Annotated in this window: 22 protein-coding genes and 2 pseudogenes; 16 read left to right on the top strand and 8 right to left on the bottom strand. The window is 69.4% G+C overall.

All coding sequences use genetic code 11. The annotated features are described in order from the left end of the window. Window positions 1-4 precede the first annotated feature (4 nt). Both BLV72_RS36110 and BLV72_RS36105 read left to right on the top strand, forming a co-directional pair. Window positions 5-790 (top strand): amino acid ABC transporter permease, encoded by a 786-nt coding sequence (locus BLV72_RS36110; protein ID WP_059146648.1) that lies wholly within the window; start codon window positions 5-7, stop codon window positions 788-790. A gap of 5 nt (window positions 791-795) precedes the next feature. Further along, window positions 796-1,632 (top strand): amino acid ABC transporter ATP-binding protein, encoded by an 837-nt coding sequence (locus tag BLV72_RS36105; protein ID WP_425288474.1) that lies wholly within the window; start codon window positions 796-798, stop codon window positions 1,630-1,632. Between the two features lie 101 nt (window positions 1,633-1,733). Here the strand turns inward: BLV72_RS36105 and BLV72_RS36100 are convergent, their stop codons facing one another. Continuing rightward, window positions 1,734-2,978 (bottom strand): SGNH/GDSL hydrolase family protein, encoded by a 1,245-nt coding sequence (locus BLV72_RS36100; RefSeq protein WP_093467672.1) that lies wholly within the window; start codon window positions 2,976-2,978, stop codon window positions 1,734-1,736. A 380-nt stretch (window positions 2,979-3,358) separates the two neighbouring features. Here BLV72_RS36100 and BLV72_RS36095 point away from each other — a divergent pair, with 380 nt between their 5' ends. Beyond that, entirely contained in the window at window positions 3,359-4,402 is a 1,044-nt protein-coding gene (locus BLV72_RS36095; protein ID WP_093467670.1) for a LacI family DNA-binding transcriptional regulator, read from the top strand. 183 nt (window positions 4,403-4,585) lie between these two features. Next, on the top strand, window positions 4,586-5,554 hold the full coding sequence (locus BLV72_RS36090) for an acetylxylan esterase (RefSeq protein WP_093467669.1): 969 nt from the start codon (window positions 4,586-4,588) through the stop codon (window positions 5,552-5,554). Window positions 5,555-5,683: 129 nt separating this feature from the next. On the opposite strand, the gene BLV72_RS36085 is transcribed toward BLV72_RS36090, so the two are convergent. Further along, entirely contained in the window at window positions 5,684-6,367 is a 684-nt protein-coding gene (locus tag BLV72_RS36085) for a TetR/AcrR family transcriptional regulator (RefSeq protein WP_093467667.1), read from the bottom strand. A gap of 207 nt (window positions 6,368-6,574) precedes the next feature. Between BLV72_RS36085 and BLV72_RS36080 the strand changes: the two genes are divergently transcribed. The 6 genes from BLV72_RS36080 (at window position 6,575) to BLV72_RS36055 (ending at window position 11,671) form a co-directional block, all read left to right on the top strand. Beyond that, window positions 6,575-7,096, top strand: a complete 522-nt coding sequence (locus BLV72_RS36080) for a Zn-ribbon domain-containing OB-fold protein (RefSeq protein ID WP_342030696.1) — start codon at window positions 6,575-6,577, stop codon at window positions 7,094-7,096. A 195-nt stretch (window positions 7,097-7,291) separates the two neighbouring features. Further along, entirely contained in the window at window positions 7,292-7,642 is a 351-nt protein-coding gene (locus BLV72_RS52175) for a phosphopantetheine-binding protein (RefSeq protein ID WP_093467666.1), read from the top strand. A gap of 73 nt (window positions 7,643-7,715) precedes the next feature. Continuing rightward, complete coding sequence (locus BLV72_RS36070; protein ID WP_093467664.1) at window positions 7,716-8,855, top strand: CaiB/BaiF CoA transferase family protein; 1,140 nt, start codon at window positions 7,716-7,718, stop codon at window positions 8,853-8,855. Window positions 8,856-9,066: 211 nt separating this feature from the next. After that, window positions 9,067-9,723 (top strand): DedA family protein, encoded by a 657-nt coding sequence (locus tag BLV72_RS36065; RefSeq protein WP_093467663.1) that lies wholly within the window; start codon window positions 9,067-9,069, stop codon window positions 9,721-9,723. Between the two features lie 269 nt (window positions 9,724-9,992). Further along, window positions 9,993-11,036 (top strand): sensor histidine kinase, encoded by a 1,044-nt coding sequence (locus BLV72_RS36060; protein WP_342030695.1) that lies wholly within the window; start codon window positions 9,993-9,995, stop codon window positions 11,034-11,036. Continuing rightward, on the top strand, window positions 11,027-11,671 hold the full coding sequence (locus BLV72_RS36055; RefSeq protein ID WP_161558708.1) for a response regulator: 645 nt from the start codon (window positions 11,027-11,029) through the stop codon (window positions 11,669-11,671). The genes BLV72_RS36060 and BLV72_RS36055 overlap by 10 nt, the downstream gene beginning before the upstream one ends. 136 nt (window positions 11,672-11,807) lie before the next feature. Here the strand turns inward: BLV72_RS36055 and BLV72_RS36050 are convergent, their stop codons facing one another. After that, a complete protein-coding gene (locus tag BLV72_RS36050) occupies window positions 11,808-12,767 on the bottom strand; it encodes an ornithine cyclodeaminase family protein (RefSeq protein ID WP_244321183.1) in 960 nt (319 codons plus the stop codon). Between the two features lie 452 nt (window positions 12,768-13,219). Between BLV72_RS36050 and BLV72_RS36045 the strand changes: the two genes are divergently transcribed. Further along, window positions 13,220-15,406 (top strand): MMPL family transporter, encoded by a 2,187-nt coding sequence (locus BLV72_RS36045; protein WP_244321182.1) that lies wholly within the window; start codon window positions 13,220-13,222, stop codon window positions 15,404-15,406. A 103-nt stretch (window positions 15,407-15,509) separates the two neighbouring features. On the opposite strand, the gene BLV72_RS36040 is transcribed toward BLV72_RS36045, so the two are convergent. The 5 genes and pseudogenes from BLV72_RS36040 to BLV72_RS36025 form a co-directional block, all read right to left on the bottom strand. Then, the gene (locus BLV72_RS36040) at window positions 15,510-16,223 is read right to left on the bottom strand and encodes an alpha/beta fold hydrolase (RefSeq protein ID WP_244321181.1); all 714 of its coding nucleotides are present in this window, start codon (window positions 16,221-16,223) and stop codon (window positions 15,510-15,512) included. Then, window positions 16,192-16,278: pseudogene (locus BLV72_RS50480) on the bottom strand (MbtH family NRPS accessory protein); the annotation flags it as partial. The gene BLV72_RS36040 and the pseudogene BLV72_RS50480, both read right to left, overlap by 32 nt. 57 nt (window positions 16,279-16,335) lie before the next feature. Beyond that, the gene (locus BLV72_RS51215) at window positions 16,336-17,217 is read right to left on the bottom strand and encodes an alpha/beta fold hydrolase (protein ID WP_483153944.1); all 882 of its coding nucleotides are present in this window, start codon (window positions 17,215-17,217) and stop codon (window positions 16,336-16,338) included. Continuing rightward, window positions 17,218-17,861: pseudogene (locus tag BLV72_RS51210) on the bottom strand (AMP-binding enzyme); the annotation flags it as partial. 155 nt (window positions 17,862-18,016) lie between these two features. Next, a complete protein-coding gene (locus BLV72_RS36025) occupies window positions 18,017-18,496 on the bottom strand; it encodes an ArsI/CadI family heavy metal resistance metalloenzyme (RefSeq protein ID WP_093467654.1) in 480 nt (159 codons plus the stop codon). An 80-nt stretch (window positions 18,497-18,576) separates the two neighbouring features. Between BLV72_RS36025 and BLV72_RS36020 the strand changes: the two genes are divergently transcribed. From BLV72_RS36020 to BLV72_RS36000, 5 genes are all read left to right on the top strand, one after another. Further along, entirely contained in the window at window positions 18,577-18,987 is a 411-nt protein-coding gene (locus tag BLV72_RS36020; RefSeq protein WP_093467653.1) for an ArsR/SmtB family transcription factor, read from the top strand. Further along, window positions 18,984-20,096: an ACR3 family arsenite efflux transporter gene (gene arsB, locus BLV72_RS36015; RefSeq protein WP_093467651.1), complete on the top strand. Its 1,113-nt coding sequence runs from the start codon at window positions 18,984-18,986 to the stop codon at window positions 20,094-20,096. The genes BLV72_RS36020 and arsB overlap by 4 nt, the downstream gene beginning before the upstream one ends. Next, entirely contained in the window at window positions 20,089-20,508 is a 420-nt protein-coding gene (locus BLV72_RS36010) for an arsenate reductase ArsC (RefSeq protein WP_093467650.1), read from the top strand. The genes arsB and BLV72_RS36010 overlap by 8 nt, the downstream gene beginning before the upstream one ends. Further along, window positions 20,505-21,014 carry a GNAT family N-acetyltransferase gene (locus tag BLV72_RS36005; protein ID WP_093467648.1) on the top strand — a complete coding sequence of 170 codons (510 nt, stop codon included), beginning with the start codon at window positions 20,505-20,507 and terminating at the stop codon, window positions 21,012-21,014. Before BLV72_RS36010 ends, BLV72_RS36005 begins: the two co-directional genes overlap by 4 nt. 606 nt (window positions 21,015-21,620) lie before the next feature. Next, entirely contained in the window at window positions 21,621-22,328 is a 708-nt protein-coding gene (locus BLV72_RS36000; protein WP_167746452.1) for a P-loop nucleotide/nucleoside kinase family protein, read from the top strand. The last annotated feature ends 76 nt before the right edge of the window (window positions 22,329-22,404 follow it).

Raw genomic sequence — 22,404 nt, 5'->3', positions numbered from 1 at the left:
ACTTATGGCAATGACCCGCCGGCAGCGGGCGCGGGCGATACGAGCGGTGCAGTACGCCGTGCTCATCGCCCTGCTGCTCGCCATCGTCCTGGCCGCGGACTGGGGTGAACTGCGGCGCGCCTTCTTCGACGCCGAGGTCGCCCGGTCCCTGTTCCCCGACATCATCACCACCGCCCTGGTCAACACCGTCGTCTACACCCTGCTCGGCTTCGGCTTCGGCCTGGTCCTCGGGGTGGTGCTGGCGCTGATGCGGCTCTCGCAGGTGCCGCCGTACCGCTGGCTGGCGGTCGCCTACATCGAGTTCTTCCGCGGAGTGCCCGCGCTGCTGGTGTTCATCGCGCTGGGCTTCGGCGTGCCGCTCGCCTTCCAGGTGGCGCTGGACCGGCACGTCACGGTGATGCTGGCGCTGGGGCTCGTCGGAGCCGCCTACATCGCGGAGACGATGCGGGCGGGCATCCAGGCGGTGCCCAAGGGGCAGATGGAGGCGGCGCGTTCGCTGGGCATGTCGCACAGCCGGGCGATGGCCTCGATCATCATCCCGCAGGCGTTCCGCATCGTCCTGCCGCCGCTCACCAATGAACTGGTGCTGCTGACCAAGGACTCCTCCCTGGTCTATCTGCTGGGGCTCTCCCTGGACCAGTACGAGCTGTCCAAGTTCGGCCGGGACGCGCTGAATCAGCACCGCAGCCTCACCCCGATCCTGGTCGCCGGGGTGTGCTACCTGATCATCACCGTTCCGCTCGGCCATCTGGTGCGCCGGCTCGAGGCCCGTTCGGCGAAGGCGAGGTGACCGGCGTGAAGGAGACGACGGTGGTGAAGGAGACCGGCGAGGCGGACGGCATCGCCATCCACGTGGCGGGGCTGCACAAGTCCTTCGGCGCGCTGGAGGTGCTCAAGGGCATCGATCTCACCGTCCGGCGGGGCGAGGTGGTCTGTGTCATCGGCCCGTCGGGATCCGGCAAGTCGACGTTGCTGCGCTGTGTGAACCTCCTGGAGGAGCCGACCTCGGGCTCGGTCACCGTGGCGGGGACCGAGGTCACCGATCCGGACGTGGACATCGACCGGGTGCGGCGGCGGATCGGCATGGTGTTCCAGGCGTTCAACCTCTTTCCGCATCTGACCGCCCTGGAGAACCTCACCATCGCCCAGCGGCGGGTGCTGCGCCGCGGCAAGGCGGAGGCGGTACGGATCGGGCGGGACACTCTGCGGCGGGTCGGCCTGAGCGACAAGGAGTCGGCCTATCCGGCGCAGCTTTCGGGCGGACAGCAGCAGCGGGTGGCCATCGCCCGCGCGCTGTCCATGGACCCGGAGTTGATGCTCTTCGACGAGCCGACCTCGGCGCTCGATCCGGAGCTGGTCGGCGATGTGCTCGCCGTGATGCGTGCCCTGGCGGACGAGGGGATGACGATGCTGGTCGTCACCCATGAGATGAGCTTCGCGCGGGAGGTCGCCGACCGGGTCGTGTTCATGGACGACGGGGTGATCGTGGAGGAGGGCGGACCGGAGCAGGTCGTCTCCGATCCGGTCCATCCCCGCACCCGGGCCTTTCTCACCCGGGTGCTCAACCCGGCCGCGGCGCGGGTCGGGGAGGTGCCGGACACGGGCCCGCACGGAGCGCGGATCGACCGCTGAGCTCCGTGCGGGCGCTGAGCCTCGTGCGGGGGGCTGAGCTTCGTACGACCGCTGAGCTTCGTACGACCGGCTGAGCTTCGTACGGGCACGGGTCCGCGTGGTCAGCGGGCGGGACGCAGGCCGCGCAGGTCGATCGCGTCGGCCATGGCCTGCAGTCCCGCGTCGTTGAAATGGAGATGGTCGCCCGAGTCGTAGGCGGGCAGTGAACGGTCCGGAGCGGCGGGGTCGCGGACGGCGGCGTCGAAGTCCGCGACCCCGTCGAACAGGCCGCCGTCCCTGATGAAGGTGTTGACAAACTGCCGTACCGCCTCGCGCGCCGCGGTGTAGTTGCCGTTGCCGCCGAACGGGGTGATGGTGCCGCCGATGACGCGGATGCCACGGGCGTGAGCCCGTTCCACGATCCGGCGGTAGGCGTCCTCGAACGCGGCGGGATCGGTCTGATTGGGGTTGCCCTTGATGTCGTTGATGCCCTCCATCAGGACCACGGCGCGCACCCCGGAGCGGGAGAACACATCCGCGTCCAGCCGGGACAGGGCACTGGGCCCGGTGCCGTCCAGCAGAACGCGGTTGCCCGCGATCCCGGCGTTCAGCACCCCGAGCCGGCGCTGCGGGGGCAGCGCGCGCAGCCGGACCGCGAGCCGGTCCGGCCAGCGGCGGTTGGCGCTCGACGTCGAACCGGAGCCGTCGGTGATGGAATCGCCGAGTGCGACCACGCTGCCCGCGGCGGGGGCGCCGAGCACATCCACACCCGTCACGTAGTACCAGGAGCCGGTGGTGGCGGTGTACGCGGCGGCGCTCTCCTCCGCGGTGTGATCGCCGTCCGGCGCCAGGAACGAGGTCTGCAGGGCGGAGTGGTGGTACGTCGCCGGGCCCGAGTCGACCGGCGTGTAGAGGGTTACCAGCAGGTTGACGTCCGCGGCCACCCGCAGCGGCACCGGATCGCTGACCGCGTCCTCACCGGCCGGAACCGTGACCGAGGCCGCATGGCGGAAGGTGGCCGTGCGCATGGTCCCGGCCCGGGCGGCCGCGCTCTTGGGCGCTCCGCTCTCCTGCAAGGCGACGGTCACGGAGGTGAGGTGAAGGGGTGCGGTGCCCAGGCGGTTGGTCACCCGGACACGGACGGCGTGGCCGCCGACGCTGGTGTGCACCACATTGCGGATCGACTGACCGGGCAGGGCGGGGACCGTCCCGGAGGCGGCGGCCTCCCAGGTGCCGGTCCAGCCATGGCCGGGGGCGGGGGCGGAGGCCGGGTGGGAGGTGGCGGCCCAGGCGGGCCCTTGCAGTGGCAGGAGGGCGAGGACCAACGCGGCCAACAGGCCGCGGAGAACGTGCCGGATCGTGACCATGACGTGCTGCCTTCCAGAGCGGCGGAACTGGAGACGAGCGAGCTGGACCGAACGCGGCCGTGAGGATGACGGCCGAGGAGGAGCACGAGCGCGACGTAGACAACCAATAAGACATCGGAGGTGTCAAGGGTCAATGCAAGGGAAGAGTGTGGTTTTCCTGGATCGCAGGCACATAGACCCGATGAATGCACCTGTCGCGTCGAAAGCCGTCGAGATGGTGCGGGGAGCCGGCAACGTTTCGGCGGGCGGCGGCGACAAGGAGGCATGGGGCATCCCGCCTCGACTCCCGGGTCTTCCCGGCGACTTGAGGCGGCCTTAGGGTAGAAACCGATTGCTGCCCGGTCAGGGTTCCACGTGGGCGGTTAGGGAAGGGAGTCTCGATGGCTCGTTCCTCGGGATCGACGGGGCCCACGCTGGCGGTCGTCGCCCGTGAGGCGGGTGTGTCGGTACCGACCGCTTCGAAGGTGGTCAACGGCCGGGAGGACGTGGCCCCCGAGACCCGTCGCCGGGTCACCGAGGTCCTGGACCGCCTGGGGTACATCCGCAGGCCGCGCTGCGAGACGCCCAAACCTGCCGCGATGGTCGACCTGGTGGTGCACTCACTCGACAGCGCCTGGTCGGGGCCGGTGCTGCACGGCGCGGCGGAGGCCGCGCACGAGGCCGGACTCGAGCTGGTGGTCTCTGCCACGGCCACCCGTGGCCGTGGCGGCCCGAGCGAGCACGGCTGGCCGGACAAGCTGTACGCCCGGGGCAGCTCAGGTGTGCTGTTCCATCTCACGGAGCTCGCGCCCGCCCAGTACTCCTGGCTCGATGAGCACCGGATCCCGTTCGTGATGATCGACCCCGCGCACGACCCGCCGCCCGGGGTGCCGTCCGTGGCGGCCGCCAACTGGCAGGGCGGGATGGCCGCGACCGAGCACCTCATCGAGCTGGGGCACCGCCGGATCGCGGTGATCGGCGGTCTGGGGCGGGCGGTGCGCGACGGTGGCCGGGTCGCCGGGTACCGGTCGGCGATGGCGGCGGCCGCCTTGCCGGTGCCGTCCACGTATGTGCGCTACGGCGACATCAGCGAGGCCGGGGCGCGCCACCGGATGGCCGAGCTGCTGGGTCTGCCCGAGCCGCCCACGGGCGTCTTCGTCTGCTCCGATCAGATGGTGCCGGGTGTGTACCAGGCGGCCGGGGAACGGGGGCTGAGGGTGCCGCGGGACATCAGCGTCGTGGGCTTCGACGATCTGCCGCAGGCCCGCTGGATCACGCCCGCGCTGACGACGGTCCGTCAGCCGCTGTCGGAGATGGCGGCCGCGGCGCTGCGCACGCTGCTGCGGCTGATGACCGGCGAGATACCGGAGGCGATCCGGACCGAGCTGTCCACCCGGCTCATGGTCCGGTCCAGTACCGCTCCCCCACTTCGCGCTCTCTTATGACCGAGGACTCGAACACTGCACGGTTGTCCGGACAGACCCGTATCACCAGTCCCCTCCCTCACACCTGATTTGCCATCCTCCACACCGCCCACCGGTCCCGCCCATCCACGCCGTCCAACCGTGTCTCCGACCCGTATCGCCCCAGTTCATCGCCGCACCGATCGCTACGGAGGTCCGCCCACCGTGTTCATCGACCTGCCCCTGGAGCAGCTGCGCACCTACCAGCCCCCGCTGCCCGAGCCGGACGGTTTCGACGCCTTCTGGACGCGGACCCTCGCCGAGGCCCGCGCCTGCGCGCTGAACGCGGTGTTCACCGAGGAGGACACCGGACTGGCCCGAGTGCAGACCTACGACGTGGAGTTCTCCGGCTTCGGCGGGCACCGGATACGCGGCTGGCTGCTGGCCCCGCGGGAGGTGGCGGGCCCGCTGCCGTGCGTGGTGCAGTACCTCGGCTACAACGGCGGCCGGGGGCTGCCGCACAACTGGCTGCTGTGGCCGTCGGTGGGCTACGCGGTCTTCGTGATGGACAGCCGGGGCCAGGGCTGGGTCCAGCACTCGCCCGGCGTCACCCCCGATCCGGTCGGCGGCACCGGGCCCGAGACACCGGGCAAGATGACCCAGGGCGTCCTCTCCCCGGACGACTACTACTACCGCCGGCTGTACACGGACGCGGTACGGGCGGTGGAGGCCGCCCGTGAGCATCCGCTGGTGGATTCCGCGCGGATCGTGGTCAGCGGCGGCAGCCAGGGCGGTGCGCTGGCCCTGGCGGCGGCCGGGCTGGTGCCGGATCTGACGGCGGCCCTGGTGGATGTGCCGTTCATGACCCACATCCGGCGCGCGGTCGAAATCACCGACGCGGACCCTTACGGTGAACTGGCCCGGTTCTGTGCCGGACAGCGCCATCTGGCCGAGCGGGTGTTCGCCACGCTCGACCACTTCGACGGGCTCAACTTCGCGGCCCGCGCCAACGCGCCGGCGCTGTTCTCGACCGCGCTGCGCGATGAGATCACCCCGACCTCCTGCGGTTTCGCCGCCCATCATCACTACGCCGGTGAGAAGGACCTCAAGGTGTGGTCCTTCAACGGCCACGAGGGCGGGGGCACGCATCAGCAGGCCGAGCAGATCGGCTTTCTTCGGGAGCTGCTGGGCTGAACCCGGCGTGTCGGGCGGCGTTCGGCCGCCGGGACACCTCGGTCGCTCTGTTCGGTACACACGCCACACACGCCCCGCGCGCCCCTGTCTCCGCTGTGCGCGGCATCACTCGATCAAACGGAGCGGGCTTCAGTGCTCGGCGCCGTCCTCGACGAGACGTCGCAGCGAGGGGAGCAGGGTGTCGATGTCCTGCCCGGTTCTGAACGCGACGACGGTGGTCCCACCGCCGGGCGCCGGTGAGGAGCCGGGCGCCGGAAAGAGGGCGAGCACCTCACGCATCGCCTCGTCCACCTCGGCGACCGGGTCGGACGACTCGCCCCGAAGCCAGCGACGCAGCACGTGGTTGTGGGCGGCGACCACCGCTGCGGCCATGAGTTCGGCCCTCAGCGACGCCGGTTCCGTCGGGCCCCCCATCCAGTCGGCGATGAACTCCCGGAACAGTCGCTGATAGCGGCCTACGCTGGCGATCTCCCGGTCACGCAGGGCAGCCACCTTGCTCGTGAGGGCATATCGCCGCCTCGCCAGGTCGCCCTCCTCCACGTAGTGCAGCAGTACGAGTCGAACCGCGTCCGACACGGCGACCAGAGCGGTGCCGTGGCTCGAGGTCGCCAGCCGATCTCTGATCAACTCCAGGAGCCGGTCGTGGTCCGGGAAGATGACGTCTTCCTTGGATCGGTAGTTCCGGAAGAACGTCGTGCGCCCGAGCCCCGCTCGCTCGGCGATGTCGTCGACGGTCGTCTGCTCGTATCCGCGCTCGTCGAAGAGCGCGAATGCGGCGTCTGCCAGTCGGATCCGTGCAGGTGGCTTGCTCATGACCGCTCATCCTTCCCCGTCTCACCGCGCAGACGCCACTTGCCTCATCTCGATGGGATCGAACACCGCATTGCGAGCATCGGGCGCCGAGTGACGCGGCGAGGCTCTTATCACATGAACTCTGTTGGGACTGAGTCCTTTACTTCCGGAACTGAGTCCCATACTTTGTGAAACACGCCGCCACAGCGGTGCCGACGTGCTACAGCCGTGATCGGTGAGCCCTCGCCTCCCGTCGCGGGTCATTTCGGGACGGGGACTGAGGAGGACACCGTGCTCCATACAGCGATCGAAATCACCGATAGCGCCCCCGTCGAACGGGAGGTCGATCCAAGCGCGAGCCCACTCCCGGAGGCGGACTGCCCCACGCAGGTGCCGCTGGGTGGAGTGGGGGGTGGAGAGCTGTACTTCCAGCGCTGCCGCTGGTGTCGGACCGCAGTCTTCCGCCGTCTGTTGTGTCCCGTCTGCGCCTCCACCGATCTCGCCTGGGAGCTCAGTTGCGGCACCGGGGTCATCCGTCATGTCCTGGCCATGGGCCGGAGCCCCGGGAGACAGTGCGCACTCGCCACCATCAACATGAACGAGGGATTCTGGCTGTGCTCCAGGGTCATCGGCGTGCCGCCGCTCACCGTGCGGGTCGGGGCCCCGGTGTGTCTGACGGAAGGCATCGAGTCCGGCCCTCAGGCACTCCTCTTCCGCCTTTACGAGCCTCCACAGACTCCGTGGCGATGAAGGTCGAGGCAGCACGCCCACTCGCTCCAGCGACGTCTGGGGTGTGTACGTCCCCCCACGACGCCTTCTGACCTCGAGTTCGGCCCCGCGGGCCATTGCCCATCACCTCTGGAGCACCTCCAACGATCCCTCCTGGCTGCCGCCTACCACGCCGCCCCCCGATTCCGACCGAGCTGCTGCCTGCCGTGGCATCCGATGCCGAGGGACCCGGCGGGGCCGATGCCGCCATTGGCAGTGCAACCGAGCAGTGCAACCGAGAGGCGGCTGGCCCTCATCTGGTCGCGGATCCTCGCCGTGCAGCCGCAGGGTCAGGACGCGGACTTCTTCGCACTCGGCGGCGATTCCCTGGCCGTGCCTCGAGTCCGCGACGCTGTCTTGGCCAGCTTCGGCGTTGACGTCCCGCTGAACTCCTTCTACGAGTGCCCACAGCTGCGCCAGTTGGCCACCCGGGTCGGCATACGGACCACGGACACGATCCACCGGCCCTGGGCGCGGCGCGAACGCGGGAGACCAGGACACTCAACCCCGTTCGGAGCGTCCGGCTGAGCCCGTGCAACTCACGCTCAGTCTGTAGGAACGGTAGACAGGGGCTACCCGCATCGAAGCGAAGGAGCCGCCCGTGCCCGCGCAGCCGCTGGAAGGCATCACCGTCGTCGCCCTGGAGCAGGCCGTCGCCGCCCCGTTCGCCACCCGTCAGCTCGCCGATCTGGGAGCCAGGGTCATCAAGGTGGAGCGGCCGGGTCGCGGCGACTTCGCCCGTGACTATGACCGCGAGGTCAAGGGCGCGTCGGCCTATTTCGTCTGGATCAACCGCGGTAAGGAGAGCGTCGTCCTCGACATCAAGGACGACACCGACCGGGCGCTGCTCGATGCGATGCTCGCCCGCGCCGATGTCTTCGTGCACAATCTGGCGCCCGGCGCCGTGGACCGGCTGGGTCTGGGGGCGCGGACGCTGCGGCCCGCCCATCCCCGCCTGATCACCTGCGCGATCTCCGGCTACGGGGACAGCGGCCCGTACCGCGAGAAGAAGGCGTACGACCTGCTCATCCAGTGCGAGGCGGGGCTGCTGTCGATCACCGGCAGCCCAAAGGCCCCGGCCCGCCCCGGGATCTCGATCGCCGATATCGCGGGCGGGATGTACGCCTACACCGGCATTCTCACCGCGCTCTACGAGCGGGAGCGCACCGGTGCGGGGACGGACCTGAGTGTGAGCCTGCTCGACGCGCTGGGCGAGTGGATGGGCCACCCCTATTTCGCCCAGGCGTACGGCGGCGCCGGGGTCGTCCGCAGCGGCGCCCGCCATCCGTCGATCTCGCCGTACGGCGCCTACCGCTGTGGGGACGGCGCTCAGGTGTTCCTGAGTGTGCAGAGCGATCGTGAATGGGCCGCGCTGTGCGAGCGGGTGCTCCGCCGCCCGGAGCTGATCCGCGATCCGCGCTTCGCGGACAATCCCCTGCGCCGCACCCATGACGAGGAGCTGACGGCCGAGTTGGAGTCCTGCTTCGCGGACCACACCGCCGAGGGGCTGATCGCGCTGCTGGACGGGGCCGGTATCGCCAATGCCCGGCTGCGCGACATCGCGGAGTTCGGTGCCCACCCCCAGTTCGACGCCCGCGACCGCTGGGGCGAGTTCGGCTCCCCGGTCGGGCCGCTGCGCGGGCTGCTGCCGCCGGTGGAGGTGGCGGGCCGCAGGGCGCCGATGCGGCCGGTGCCGGGGCTCGGCGAGCACACGGAGGCGGTGCGGGCCGAGTTCTCCTGAGCCGGCCCGGCAGGGGCCGGGTGCCGCGCGTGGTGTGCCCGAGTGGCCCGGCACCCGGCTGATCTGCGGTTTCCCGCAGGGCGAGCGCTGCGGAGAACACCACCGGGTTGGGCGGCAATCCTCATGTCTTCGCTGGTCGGCGGTTTCTAGATTGACAGGCGTCGGGGCCGCGAAGCGCTCCGGCGCCTGACCGCCATGTTGGAGACCACGCATGCACTTGATGACCCTGGCTCTGCCCCAGGAGCCCTCGGACGGCATCGCCGGCTGGGCCGCGGACCTCGTGGACGCGATGGGCGGGCCGGGAGCCGGTCTGGCCATCGCGCTGGAGAACCTCTTCCCGCCGCTGCCCAGTGAGGTGATCCTTCCCCTGACCGGGTTCGCGGCCGGGCAGGGCGTGATCAGCCTGGCCTCGGCGCTTTTCTGGACCACGCTCGGTTCGGTGGTGGGCGCGCTGGTGCTGTACTGGATCGGCATGCTCGTGGGCCGTCGGCGCATGCACGCCATCTGGGCGAAACTGCCGCTGGTGAAGGCGTCCGACCTGGATCGTACGGAGCAATGGTTCGAGCGGCACGGCACCAAGGCGGTCTTCATCGGCCGCATGGTGCCGATCTTCCGGAGCCTCATCTCCATTCCGGCCGGGGTCGAGCGCATGCCGCTGCCGGTCTTCGCCCTGCTGACCACGCTGGGCAGCCTGGTCTGGAACACGGTGCTGGTGATGGCCGGCTACTGGCTGGGCGATCAGTGGGACGAGGTGGAGACCTACGTCGGTGTCCTCTCCAAGGTGGTCCTGGTCGCGGTTGTGGCGGCCATCGTGGTCTACGTGGTCGTGCGCTTCCGAGGCCGCGGCAGGCAGCGCCCCGCTTCATGAGCCACGACGCGGCCCCCGGCCCCTCCGCTCTGCTCGCGCCACAGCCCGGGCGATCTTGCCCGGGCTGTGCGGCCGGGCTAGGCTTGCCCCCCGTGCAGGGGGATTTGCCGAATTTCGCCACCCATCACCTGTTTCTCGGCTCGCCCGGTCCGAACGACGGCGGCAGGGGGGCGGCGGAATCCTCGTGGCCGCGCAAGATTCCGGGAGCACTCCTCGGCTGTTGCACGGCCATGCTCGGATTTCTATACTTGCTGATCGTCGGCACGGCCATGGCCCCTTTTCTGTTATGGCCGCGCACCCGGCCCGGCGCCCTGGCCGCGCTCGCCTCCGGGGCCCGTCGGCTCGCGGGGCTGGACCGGGCGCGCCGCTTCGTCTTCTTCGGCGATCGTTTCCCCGAGCACTACAAGTCGTCCGACCAGAAGGTCCTGCGCTATCTGGCGATCCGCAGCTACACGGGGGTGCTGTGCACCATCGTCGTGGGTCTGCTGGGGTTCGGTGTCATCCTCGCCGCGGTGCTGGCCATGCGATTGGTCCAGGGCCGCCTCGACCTCCAGGAACTCCTCACCCAGGCACTGCTCGGCGGTGTGCTGCTGTTCCTGGACGTGCAGGGCATCTACTCGCTCGCGGTGCTGGACGCCCGGCTGGCCCGGGAGTGCTTCGGGCCGTCGGAGCGGGAGTTGCTGCGGCAGCGCATCGACGAGCTGGCCACCAGCCGGGCCGCGGTCCTCCAGGCCGTCGACGCCGAGCGCCGCCGCATCGAGCGCGATCTCCACGACGGCATCCAGCAGCGCCTGGTGGCACTCGCCATGCTGCTCGGCCGGGCGCGCCGCAGCCGCGGCCGCAACCCCGAGCAGGTGGACGCCCTGCTGCACCAGGCCCACCAGGAGTCCCAGGAGGTCATCACCGAACTCCGGGAGGCGACCTGGCGGATCTACCCCTCCGCCCTGGACAGCCTGGGGCTGAAGGAAGCACTCAGCGGGGTCTCCGAGCGGTGCTCCCTTCCCATCCGCATGGACTTCGAGGTCGACCGTGTGCTGCCACAGACGGTGGAGACCGCCGCGTACTTCGTGGTGTCGGAGTGCGTGACCAATGCCGCCAAGCACTCCGGCGCCACGGCCATCACCATCCGACTCGCGCTGCACGGAGCGGTGCTGGTGGTCCGGGTCGAGGACAATGGCACCGGCGGAGCCAATCCATCGGGCAGCGGCCTCACCGGGCTGCGCAGCCGGGTGAGCGCGCTCGACGGTCTGCTGCACATCGACAGCCCCCTCGGGGGACCCACGACCATTACCGCGGAGCTTCCATGCGCGTGATCCTCGCCGAGGACTCGACCTTGCTACGGGAAGGACTGGTACGTCTGCTGGTCGAGGAGGGCCATGAGGTCGTCGCCGCGGTGGGTGACGCGGTGTCCCTCATGAAGGAGGTCGAGGAGCGGATGCCCGACATGGTCGTCGTCGACATCCGGATGCCGCCGACCCACACCGACGACGGGCTGCGGGCCGCCCTGGAGATCCGTAAGCGCTGGCCCCAGATAAGCCTGCTCGTGCTCTCGCAGCACGTGGAGCGCAACTACGCGGCCCAGCTCCTGGCGTCCAACGCGGAGCGGGTCGGGTATCTCCTGAAGGACCGCGTCGCCCAGGTCGAGGAGTTCCTGGACGCGCTGGAGCGGATCCACGCGGGTGGCGCGGCCATCGACCCGGAGGTCGTGCGGCAGTTGGTCATCCGCACCACGCACGGCGACCCGCTCGCCCGGCTCACCCCGCGCGAGCGCAGTGTTCTGGAGACGCTGGCGCAGGGCCACACCAACACGGCCATCGCGCAGAAACTGCATATCTCGCTGAGCTCGGTGGAGAAGAACCTCAACACGATTTTCGACAAGCTCGACCTGTCGCACACCGCCGGCTACAGCCGGCGGATCCTGGCGGTCCTGCGGTATCTGGAGTCCTGAGGCGCGCGACGGGCGAGGGCATGGTCACCGAGGTGCTCGACGACGTGTTCCCACACGTCGTCGAGCACCTCTCGGCGTCCGAGACGCCACCGGGCTGTCTGCGGCCCCACGTCCGGGCGGGCACAGCCCGGTGCCGTCACTGGAAGGAGTACGGGTTGAGCGCGTCCTCCGGCAGGTGTTCCAGCTGCACCCGGTCGCCGATACCGGCCTCCTCGGCGAGTTCGAGGAGCACGTCGAAGGCGACGTGATCCTCCAGGGCGAATCCGGTCGAGTCGAAGACGGTCGGCTGCTCCCGCCGCCCCTCGGCGAGCGCCGGGTCGGCGCACAGCGCGGGCAGCTCCGGGCCCAGCTCGCTCTGGTCGAGCTGCTGGCACTCACCCTCGCGCAGCGCCTGCCCCTGGTGGTCGGGGGTGACGAAGGCGGACTTCAGCACGGACAGCGGCACCTCGTACTTGCCGATCAGGTCGGCGCCTATCGCGTTGATGTGGACGTGCGGGCGCAGCCGCTCGCCGTGGAGGACCGGGCCGTCCCCGACCCCGACCGAGGTGACGGTGCAGATGATGTCCGATGCCGCCTCGATCTCCGCGACGGATGCCACCTCCACGTCGATACCGAGGAATTCCACGCGCTCGGCGAAGGACTCGGCGTGGGCGGGCTCGATGTCGTGGACGAGGATCCGGTCCAGCCGGAAGACTCGGCTGAGGGCATGGGCCTGGGTCACCGCCTGGGCGCCGGCGCCCACCAGGCCGAGGACCCGGCTGTCGGGGTGGGCGAGCAGACGGCTCGCGATGGCGGACGCGGCGCCGGTGCGGACGGCGGTGGGCAGAATCCCGTCACCGACGGCCAGCAGACGGCCGGTCACGTCGTCGTAGCGGGCCATCGTGCCGATGATGGTGGGCAGCTGATGGGTGAACGGATTCGTGGGGGTGTACGCCACGGTCTTGATGGTGATCGAGTCGCCGGGCTGGTGGTGCGGCATCCACTCGAGGACGGCCGTGTTCTGCGGACCGCGCACGAATCCGTCCCGCGCCGGGGTGATGCCCCATCGGCTTTCCGCACGGAACGCCTCGTCGAGCCGGTCGATCATCCGGTCCATGAAAAGGTCTAATCCCTTTCCCTGGACGATCTTGGCAACATGCTGCCGAGTGAGGACCGTGGTCTCCATTGTTTCCCCTTGATTTGCATCACGGTGCGGCATTTACCTGCCAATGGAATTTCTGCTCCATCGGAAAGGACGAACCGGAATATGAAACTAATGGCTGCAGTTTCCTCCGGTCAAGGTTTCGCCTGGGCGAGTACGGTTTCCCGCAACTGTCACCCTGCGGAGAACCGCAGGGTGACAGTTGCGGGAAACAATGGCTACCGAGGCGGTTTACCCCGTGTCGACGTCCGGGACATGAAACTAGCGTTTTAGCGTCATGAGCCCGGCAGCCGCCACCACGGTTCGGCACCATTGGGAGGACGCAGACAGTGCGAAAGAAACCGGCGACGTTACGGGTTGCCCGATGGAGTGCCACACATCCGTGGTCCGCGATCGGACTGTGGGTCGTGTTCGTCGTCCTGTGCCTCTTCCTCGGCGGCGCCGCCGGCACCAACAAGCTCGACTCCGAGGAGTCCGGGGTCCGGGAGTCGGGCCGGGCGGGCAAGATCGCTTCTTCCGGGGACTTCACCAAGAGGCCCGAGGAGAACGTGCTCATCACCGCCGACTCGGGCGGGAAGCTGGACCAGCGGGCGGCGCGGCGGGCGGCCAAGGACATCACCGGCCGGATGAAGGCGCTGCCCGAGGTGCGGAGCGTCGGTGCGCCGGTTCCCGCGCCGAACGGCAAAGCCCTGCTCGTACCCGTGACGATGAACGGTGACGAGGACGACGCGATCAACCGGGTCCGCCCGCTCCTCGATGTGAGCGCCGAGGCCGAGCGCACCCACGACGGGCTCAAGATCGAGCAGGTGGGCACCGGTTCGACGGCGAAGGGCATGTCGGACACCATCGGCAAGGACTTCAGGCGGGCCGAGCTGATCAGCGTTCCGCTGACCCTGCTGATCCTGCTGGTGGTCTTCGGCGCGATCATCGCCGCCGGAGTGCCCGTGCTGCTCGCCCTGTCCTGTGTGGTCACCGCGATGGGACTGTCGTCCCTGGCCTCGCATGTGCTGCCGGAGACCAGCGCGGTGAGCAATGTCATCCTGCTCATGGGCATGGCCGTCGGCGTCGACTACTCGCTCTTCTACCTCAAGCGGGAGCGGGAGGAGCGCCGTAAGGGCAAGTCCCACCTCGACGCCATCGAGATCGCCGCGGAGACGTCGGGGCATACGGTCGTGGTGTCCGGCACCACCGTGATCGTGGCGATGGCCGGGCTCTACCTGGCCCAGGAGGCCACCTTCGCCTCCCTGGCCACCGGTTCCATCATCGTCGTGGCGGTCGCGGTCCTCGGCTCGGTGACCGTGCTGCCCGCCCTCCTCGCCAAGCTGGGCCGTTGGGTGGACCGTCCCCGGGTGCCGTTCCTGTGGCGGCTGACGATGCGCTCCGGCGAATCGCGGGTGTGGCCGGTGCTGCTGCGCCCGGCGCTGCTCAAGCCGGCGCTCACGCTCGTGGTGTCCATCGGCGCGCTGCTGCTGCTCGCCCTGCCCGCCCTGGACATGAGGCTCAAGCAGCCCGGCCAGGACGACCTGTCACGGGACATCCCGGTCGTGCAGGCGACCGACCGGCTCACCGACGCCTTCCCGAGCGAGGGCACCGTGCACAAGGTGGCGGTACGGGCCCCGGCCGACGAGGCCGGCCAGGTCAAGGCCGCGCTGCGGGGGCTGATCGACCGCACCGAGGGCAACAGCCTCTTCGCCCACGACCAGACGCCGGTGATCCGTGAGTCCGGTGACCACCGGGTGCACACCGTCGAGGTGGGTACGCCGTACCCGCCGAAGAACCCCAAGGCCACCGAGTCACTGAAGGTGCTGCGCGGGTGGGTGCCCCAGGCGCTGGACGAGGTCCCGGACGCCGAGAGCGGCGTCGGCGGCGCGGTGGCCCAGGGCATCGACTTCACGGACCATCTGGAGGAGCGCATGCCCTGGGTGGTGGGCTTCGTGCTGCTGCTGACCTTCGGCACCATGGCGGTGATCTTTCGCTCTCTGGCCGTGGCGCTGTCGGCGGTGCTGCTGAACCTGCTCTCCGCGGCCGCCTCGTTCGGTGTCCTGGTGGCGGTATTCCAGCACACCTGGGCGGAGGGTCTGCTCGACTTCGACAGCTCGGGCACGGTGGTGTCCTGGCTTCCGCTCTTCCTGTTCGTGGTGCTCTTCGGACTGTCCATGGACTACCACGTGTTCGTGGTCAGCCGGATCCGGGAGATGGCGGTGGCGGGCGCGTCCGTGCGGGACTCGGTGCGTGAGGGCATCGTTCGCTCGGCGGGCGTCGTGACCAGTGCCGCGATCGTCATGGTGGCGGTGTTCTCGATCTTCGGCACGCTCAACGCGGTCGAGTTCAAGCAGCTGGGCGTGGGACTCGCGGCGGCGATCATGCTGGACGCCGTGGTCATCCGGATCTTCGTGCTGCCGGCGCTGATGACCGCGCTCGGCCGGTGGAACTGGTGGCCCGGCGGCACGTCCGGGACCGGCCGGGAGACGTCCGCCGTATCGGCCCCGGCCGAGGGCGGGACCGGTGCGCCGACGGGCCTGCCGGCCCCGTACGCACAGTCCCCCGCGCCCCGGACGGACCGGGCACCGTCGCCCGGCCACCGGCGGCGGTAGTGGCCGAGCAACCCCTGTGACGAGGGGGAGGGCCGTCCGGTACCCCCGGCCGGGCGCCTCCCCCCTCTTTCTCGTTCCTGTGCCGCTCGCCACCCCAGGGCGGTCAGCGGGCGACCGCCCCGGTGAGGAACTCCACCATCACCTTGTTCACCGTCGCGGGGTCCTCCAGATAGCCGTAGTGCCCACAGCCCTCGATGAGTTCGTACTCGGCTCCCGGGATGGCGTCGGCGACCTCGCGCGCCAGGTGCGCGGGGGTGATCAGGTCGTCCGCGAAGGCGATGACCTGGCAGGGGACGCGGATGCCCCGGTATGCCCCGAGCCGGTGGTCCAGCGTGCTCAAATCCATCTGCGCGCGCTGTCCGGGACCGGCCGCGGGCGACAGCTCGAACAGATCGAGCCAGTCGGCCATCGCCTCGCCGTCGTCGAGGGTGCGCGGGGACAGCGACTTCAGGGCCCGCACCACGGCGGCGTACCGGGCCGGGAGTTCCACCCCGGCGTCGTGCAGCTCGATCTCGGCACGCGTGATCGCGGCGCGCAGCATATCGGTGCGGCCCCGGGTGGCGATGAGGACGGCCCGGCGCACGAGGTCGGGCCGGGACAGCGCGAGTTCCTGCGTGATGAACGCGCCCAGGGACGTGCCGACGACCCGGCAGGGACCGATCCCGAGGTGCTCGACGAGCCCCGCCACATCGCCGACCATGTCCTGGAGGGTGAACCCCTCAGGGCACTCCGAAGTCGGCGGTATGCCGCGGTTGTCGAGGGTGATCACGCGGAATCCGGCGGACGAACGCCGGCCACAAAGAGTGCTGCCCCTCATCGTTGACGAGCACGAGATACGTGCCCTCGGGGTCCTCGAAGGGGTTGGTGCTCATGAGATCGCTCCTTCTCGAAGAAATTCTTTCACTTGCCGCCTGACGTACATTCACGGCTCACAGCCGGTCGGCGAGAAATCGTCCGATACGCGCCGCGTGACGGGCGTCGGTCATCAGATCTCCGTGGTTCGAGTCTATGCGGCATATCTCGATCGAACCGCCTGTCAGTGGTTGCCACAAGTTGACATCCAAGAGGGTTTCCCGGCCGGCGGGTTTGCGCTCCGCGGAGATGAAAAGCATGTCCCCGTCGAAGAACTGGGGCACATAGGACCGCATGATCCGGACATTGTTCACGTAGACGTCCTTGAGGGCCAGCACGTCCTGGGCCTCGAGGTGGTCGAGGTGGGCCATGGGGTGATTTCCCCCTTGCAGGAATTCCCTGAAGCGCAGCAGAACCCGCTCCTGATCTGCTATGAGCTCGGCCATGTCGACGGTGAATCCCATGGCCCGCAGGTTGTTGGCGACGACTTCGTGCTCCACCGGCTCCGAGTGGTCGCTGTGCTCCCCCGGCGGGTAGGAGTCGAGTACCGCGAGCATCCCGACCTCCTCGCCCGCCGCGCGGATCCGGACGGCCAGCGCCTGCGCGGTCAGTCCGCCGAAGGACCAGCCGGCGAGCCGGTAGGGACCGTGCGGCTGCACGGAGCGGATCCGCTCGAAATAGTCCTCGACCATCTCCTCCATGGACGCCGGGAGCGATCCGGTGCCGTCGAGACCGCGGGCCTGGACGCCATAGACCGGCACATCGGCGCCGAGATGGCGGACCAGTCCCGAATAGCACCAGCTGAAGCCGCCTCCCGGGTGCAGGAAGAACAGCGGTGCGGCCGAACCGCGGGCGCGCAGGGGCAGCAGCGTCCCGGTCGAGTCGCCCTCGACGGCCGCCTCGCCCGTCAGCAGGCGGGCGAGCGCCGCCGGTGACGGGGCGTCGAAGACCGCGCGCACGAAGAACTCGTCGTCGGCTCCGACCTCCGCCACGCCCAGGACCTCGGAGAACAGGGCGCACAGCGCACGCTCCTCGGCGTCCTCGGTCGGCCCGAGGCCGTATCGCCCCGGTACTCGGGCGCCGGCAGCGCGGCCCGGTCGAGCTTGCCGTTGGGCGTCAGCGGCAGCGCGTCCAGGGTGACGAACGCGGCGGGCACCATGTGGTCGGGCAGGTGCCGGGCGGCGTGCTCGCGCACCCGGCGCGGTCCGGGCTCGGCGCCGTGCGCCGCGACCAGGTAGGCGACAAGGCGCCGGTCCCCCGGCCGGTCCTCCCGCACGTCCACGGCCGCCCGTGCCACTTCCGGGGCGGTGGTGAGCACCGCCTCGATCTCACCCGGTTCGATGCGGAACCCGCGGATCTTGACCTGGGTGTCGGTGCGCCCCAAGTACGTCAGCTCTCCGTCGCGGGTGAGGCGGGCCAGGTCGCCGGTGCGGTACATCCGAGCGCCCGGCGGGCCGTAGGGATCGGCGACGAACCGCTCCGCGGTGCGGTCGGGGCGGGCGATGTAGCCGCGGGCCAGGGCGGCGCCGGTGATGTACAGCTCGCCGGGGACACCCGGCGGCACCGGGTTCAGCCGGGGGTCGAGCAGCCGCACGGCGGTGCTGGAGAACCCGGATCACCGGCGCGCACGCCGCCGCCCGATTCACCAGCTTGTCCATGCCGCACTCCAGGAGTACCGCGGCCGGCTCATCGCACAGCTCGACGCCTGACCGCGGCCCCATCATTCGATGGTGTTCAGGATCGGCCGAGGACCGCTCCTCAGGCACCGCACCCGCAGCCCGCCCCGACCGCGTCGGACTTATCGCCGTCCTCCTGCTCGCCGCAACAGCCGCCGGGACCGTTCTCGACGGCAGGGCTCTTACCCATCTGCTCGGCGTCGGCCTTGACGACGTAGACCTCCCAGGGCTCCTTGCCGGGGCCGTGGACCCAGACCTTGTCCTGGAGCGCGTAGCAGCAGGAGGTGTCGTTCTCCTCGAAGGTGGCGAGCCCCGCGTCATTCAGGCGGCCAGCGGCCGCGAGGACCTGGTCGGTGGAGGTGACCTCGACGCCGAGGTGATCCAAGCGGGTGTCCTGGCCGGGCTGGCCTTCGATCAGGACGAGCTTGAGCGGCGGCTCGCTGATGGCGAAGTTGGCGTACCCGGGGCGGCGCTTGGCCGGCTCGACGCCGAAGAGCCGGGAGTAGAACGCGATGGATCCCTCAAGGTCGGCGACGTTGAGGGCAAGCTGAACGCGGGACATAACGATCCCCCTGGTCTTGTTGTATCGATGCCTGTCGATTCAAGGTTGCATCTTGAATCGAGGAACGTCAACATAGAAGCATGTCGAAACAAGAGCTTGAGGTCATCGGCCAGGACGGAGTCGAGGGCTGCTGCGCCGGACTGTTGGCCGCCCCGCTGGACGAAGACCAGGCAGTGGAACTGGCGAAGGTGTTCAAGGCCCTGGGCGACCCGATCCGGCTGCGGCTGCTGTCGATGATCGCCACCCGGGCCGGTGGCGAGGTGTGCGTGTGCGACCTGACCCCCGCCTTCGACCTCTCGCAGCCGACGATCTCCCACCACCTCAAGCTGCTGCGGCAGGCCGGACTGATCGACTGCGAGCGCCGGGGGACGTGGGTGTACTACTGGCTGCTGCCGGAGATGACCGACCGGCTCGCCGGCATCCTCACCCGCCCCGCAGGCACTGCGCTTCCCGAGCGAAACGGGAAGAGTGTCGCCGGGGCCGCGTCATGACCGCCACAGCATCGCAGACCGGGCCGGTGGCGGCCCGGCTGTCGTTCCTGGACCGGTTCCTGGCGGTATGGATCCTGCTCGCGATGGCCGCCGGCCTCGGCCTGGGACGGCTCGTCCCCGGCCTGGGCGAGGCGCTGGCGAAGGTGACCGTCACCGGTGTCTCCCTGCCGATCGCGCTGGGGCTACTGGTGATGATGTATCCGGTGCTGGCCAAGGTCCGCTACGACCGCCTGGACGCCGTCACCCGCGACCGCCGCCTGCTCATCCCCTCCCTGGCCGTGAACTGGATCGCCGGACCGACGGTCATGTTCGCCCTGGCCTGGCTCTTCCTGCCGGACCTACCGGAGTACCGGACGGGCCTGATCATCGTCGGCCTGGCTCGCTGCATCGCCATGGTCATCATCTGGAACGACCTCGCCTGCGGCCACCGTGAGGCCGCCGCCGTCCTGGTGGCGCTCAATAGCGTGTTCCAGGTGATCGCCTTCTCCGCGCTCGGCTGGTTCTACCTCTCGGTGCTGCCCGGCTGGCTCGGTCTGGAACAGACCGGTCTCGACGTCAGCGTGTGGGAGATCGCCCGCAGCGTGCTGATCTTCCTCGGCATCCCGCTGCTGGCCGGGTTCCTCACCCGCCGCATGGGCGAGAAGGCCAAGGGGCGGGCCTGGTACGAGACGACGCTCATCCCACGCATCGGACCGTTCGCCCTGTACGGGCTGCTGTTCACCATCGTCCTGCTCTTTGCCCTCCAGGGAGACGCGATCACCTCCCGTCCCGTCGACGTAGCGCGCATCGCGCTGCCGCTGCTGGTGTACTTCGCCGTGATGTGGGCCGGATCCATGGCCCTGGGACGCGCGGTCGGACTGGACTACCCGCGGGCGGCCACGCTGGCCTTCACCGCGGCGGGCAACAACTTCGAACTCGCCATCGCGGTCGCCATCGCGACTTTCGGCGCCTCCTCTGGCCAGGCCCTGGCCGGAGTCGTCGGCCCGCTGATCGAAGTCCCGGTCCTGATCGGCCTGGTCTACGTCGCCCTGGCCGCGCGGCGCTTCTTCCCGACCCCCGACAGCGCCGTTCAGTCGGCAGTTGCTCCGGAAGGTCCCGCCCGTGTCTGAGTCCCGCAAGCCCTCGGTGCTGTTCGTCTGCGTCCACAACGCGGGCCGCTCCCAGATGGCCGCCGCCTTCCTCACCCACCTCGCCGGCGACCGCATCGAGGTCCGCTCCGCCGGATCCGCCCCCGCGGACACGATCAACCCCGCCGTGGTGGAAGCGATGGCCGAGGCCGGCATCGACATCGCCGCCGAAACGCCCAAGGTCCTCACCAGCGAGGCCGTACAGGCATCCGACGTGGTCATCACCATGGGCTGCGGCGACACCTGCCCCGTCTTCCCCGGCAAGACCTACCTGGACTGGAAACTCGACGACCCGGCCGGACAAGGAGTGGCGGCTGTGCGACCGATCCGCGACGACATCCGCACCCGCGTCCAGAACCTGATCAACGAACTCACCCCGGGACACCGCGCGTGACCGCCACCACCGGCACCCTACGAATCAGCGAGCTGACCACCGAGCACGCTGAGGACGTGCTGGCGATCTACCAGCTCGGCATCGATGAAGGGAACGCGACCTTCGAGACCACCGCACCGACGTGGGAAGCGTTCGATGCGGGCAAACTCCCCGGCCACCGGCACATCGCGCTCGACGCCGACGGGCACGTCCTCGGCTGGATCGCCGCCACCAAGGTCTCCGACCGCTGTGCGTACGCGGGCGTGGTGGAGCACTCCGTCTACGTCCACCCCACAGCTCGCCGTCAAGGCGTCGGGGCCGCGCTCATCGACGCACTGATCGCCTCCACCGAAGCGGCAGAGATCTGGACCATCCAGTCCGGCATCTTCCCCGAGAACACCGCCAGCCTCCACCTCCACCAGAAGGCAGGCTTCCGCGTCATCGGCACCCGCGAACGCATCGGCCGCCACCACGGCACATGGCGCGACGTCGTCCTCATCGAACGCCGCAGCCCAACCATCACCTGACCAAGGCCGAAGTCGCCCCCGGCGCCCGCCCTGTTGAGCCGGGACACGATAGTTGGAGCCAGTGCGGCGAGGTGACCTGGTGGTCTTGACCTTCCGGAACGCTTGTTGGAACCATCTGGTCGCGCTTCTTGCTACGTTCGACGCATTGCCATTCATGTTGGAACCAGTTCCGGACATCTCGGTCCTGCGGCGTCCGTGGTCGCTTTCCCGGGAGGTATGGAACCGAGCGCGCGTACGCAGGGCGGCGGGTGGGGTGGCGGCGACGGCGGGTGGGCCGCTGTGGTCGCGCCTTGCCGCTTGGGGTGAGCTTCTTGTCCCGGTCTCGGTGGAGGGCGACAGGGATGGCCTGGACCTGGGCAAGGGCTGGACCGGGCGGTGGGCGGTGACGTGGAGGACCGGCAGTGACCAGGTGTCCTATCTGGTACGGGATCTCGTCCGGACACCGGTGGTGGACGGCGATCCGATTCGTGTTTCTCGACATCCTCCTTGAGAAGATCGATGTGACTGAGTGCCACGGTTGGCCAGTATGAGCGTCACAGTCGACCGCTCGGCACCGACGACACATTGGTCTACCTGGACACTCGACCGCAACGGGATACTCCCCCCGTGACTACCGCTGCGTTCGTTGTCGTATCAGGGCTGCCAGGAAGCGGAAAGAGCACTCTGTCCCGTTGTCTGGCCCGACATCTGGACCTCCCGGTGATCGACAAGGACGTGATCCTGGAGTCTCTCTTCGACTCCCTCGGAGTCGGCGATGAGGCATGGCGCCACAAGTTGAGCCAAGCAAGTGACGACATCCTGTTCGCACTGGGCGCGGATGCCGACCGTGCCATTCTCGAAAACTGGTGGCACCACGACACCGCCCCCGGAAGGCTCACGAGCCTCGCCGACCTCCTGATCGAAGTTCACTGCGACTGCGACGCCGCCCTCGCTGCCGAACGATTCCGCACGCGCACCCGTCACCCCGGCCACCTGGACCCGCAGCTCACCTCTGCCCAGGTCGCCGAACGCGTGGCAGCCATCCGCGCCGCCTACACAGGGCCGCTCCGCCTGGACGGCCCCCTGCTGACCGTCGACACAAGCCACCACGTCGACACCCTCGACATCGCCAACAAGGTCGCACAGATCTTGACAGCCAGCTCAGAACCTGAGACAGGAACGGCCAGCTCAAGCACTCAGCGTCCGGCTGAAGCACTCAGTCACACTCGATCCCAGCCCTGGCACGTCTCGACTCCAACAATCCCGGCCAGGTTCCAACTAACGTGTCACGGCTCAGGCGCCCGCCCTGTACAACGCTCAGGGCCCGCCAACTAAAGCACTCACTCGCCAACTACGGCGCTCAGTCACACCACGATTCGGCTCGAAGCTAAGGCCGCCGCCGATGCTTCTG

Origin of the sequence: Streptomyces melanosporofaciens (genome assembly GCF_900105695.1) — a bacterium.
Classification (GTDB): Bacteria; Actinomycetota; Actinomycetes; order Streptomycetales; family Streptomycetaceae; genus Streptomyces; species Streptomyces antimycoticus.
This window is presented reverse-complemented; position numbering and strand designations above follow the sequence as displayed.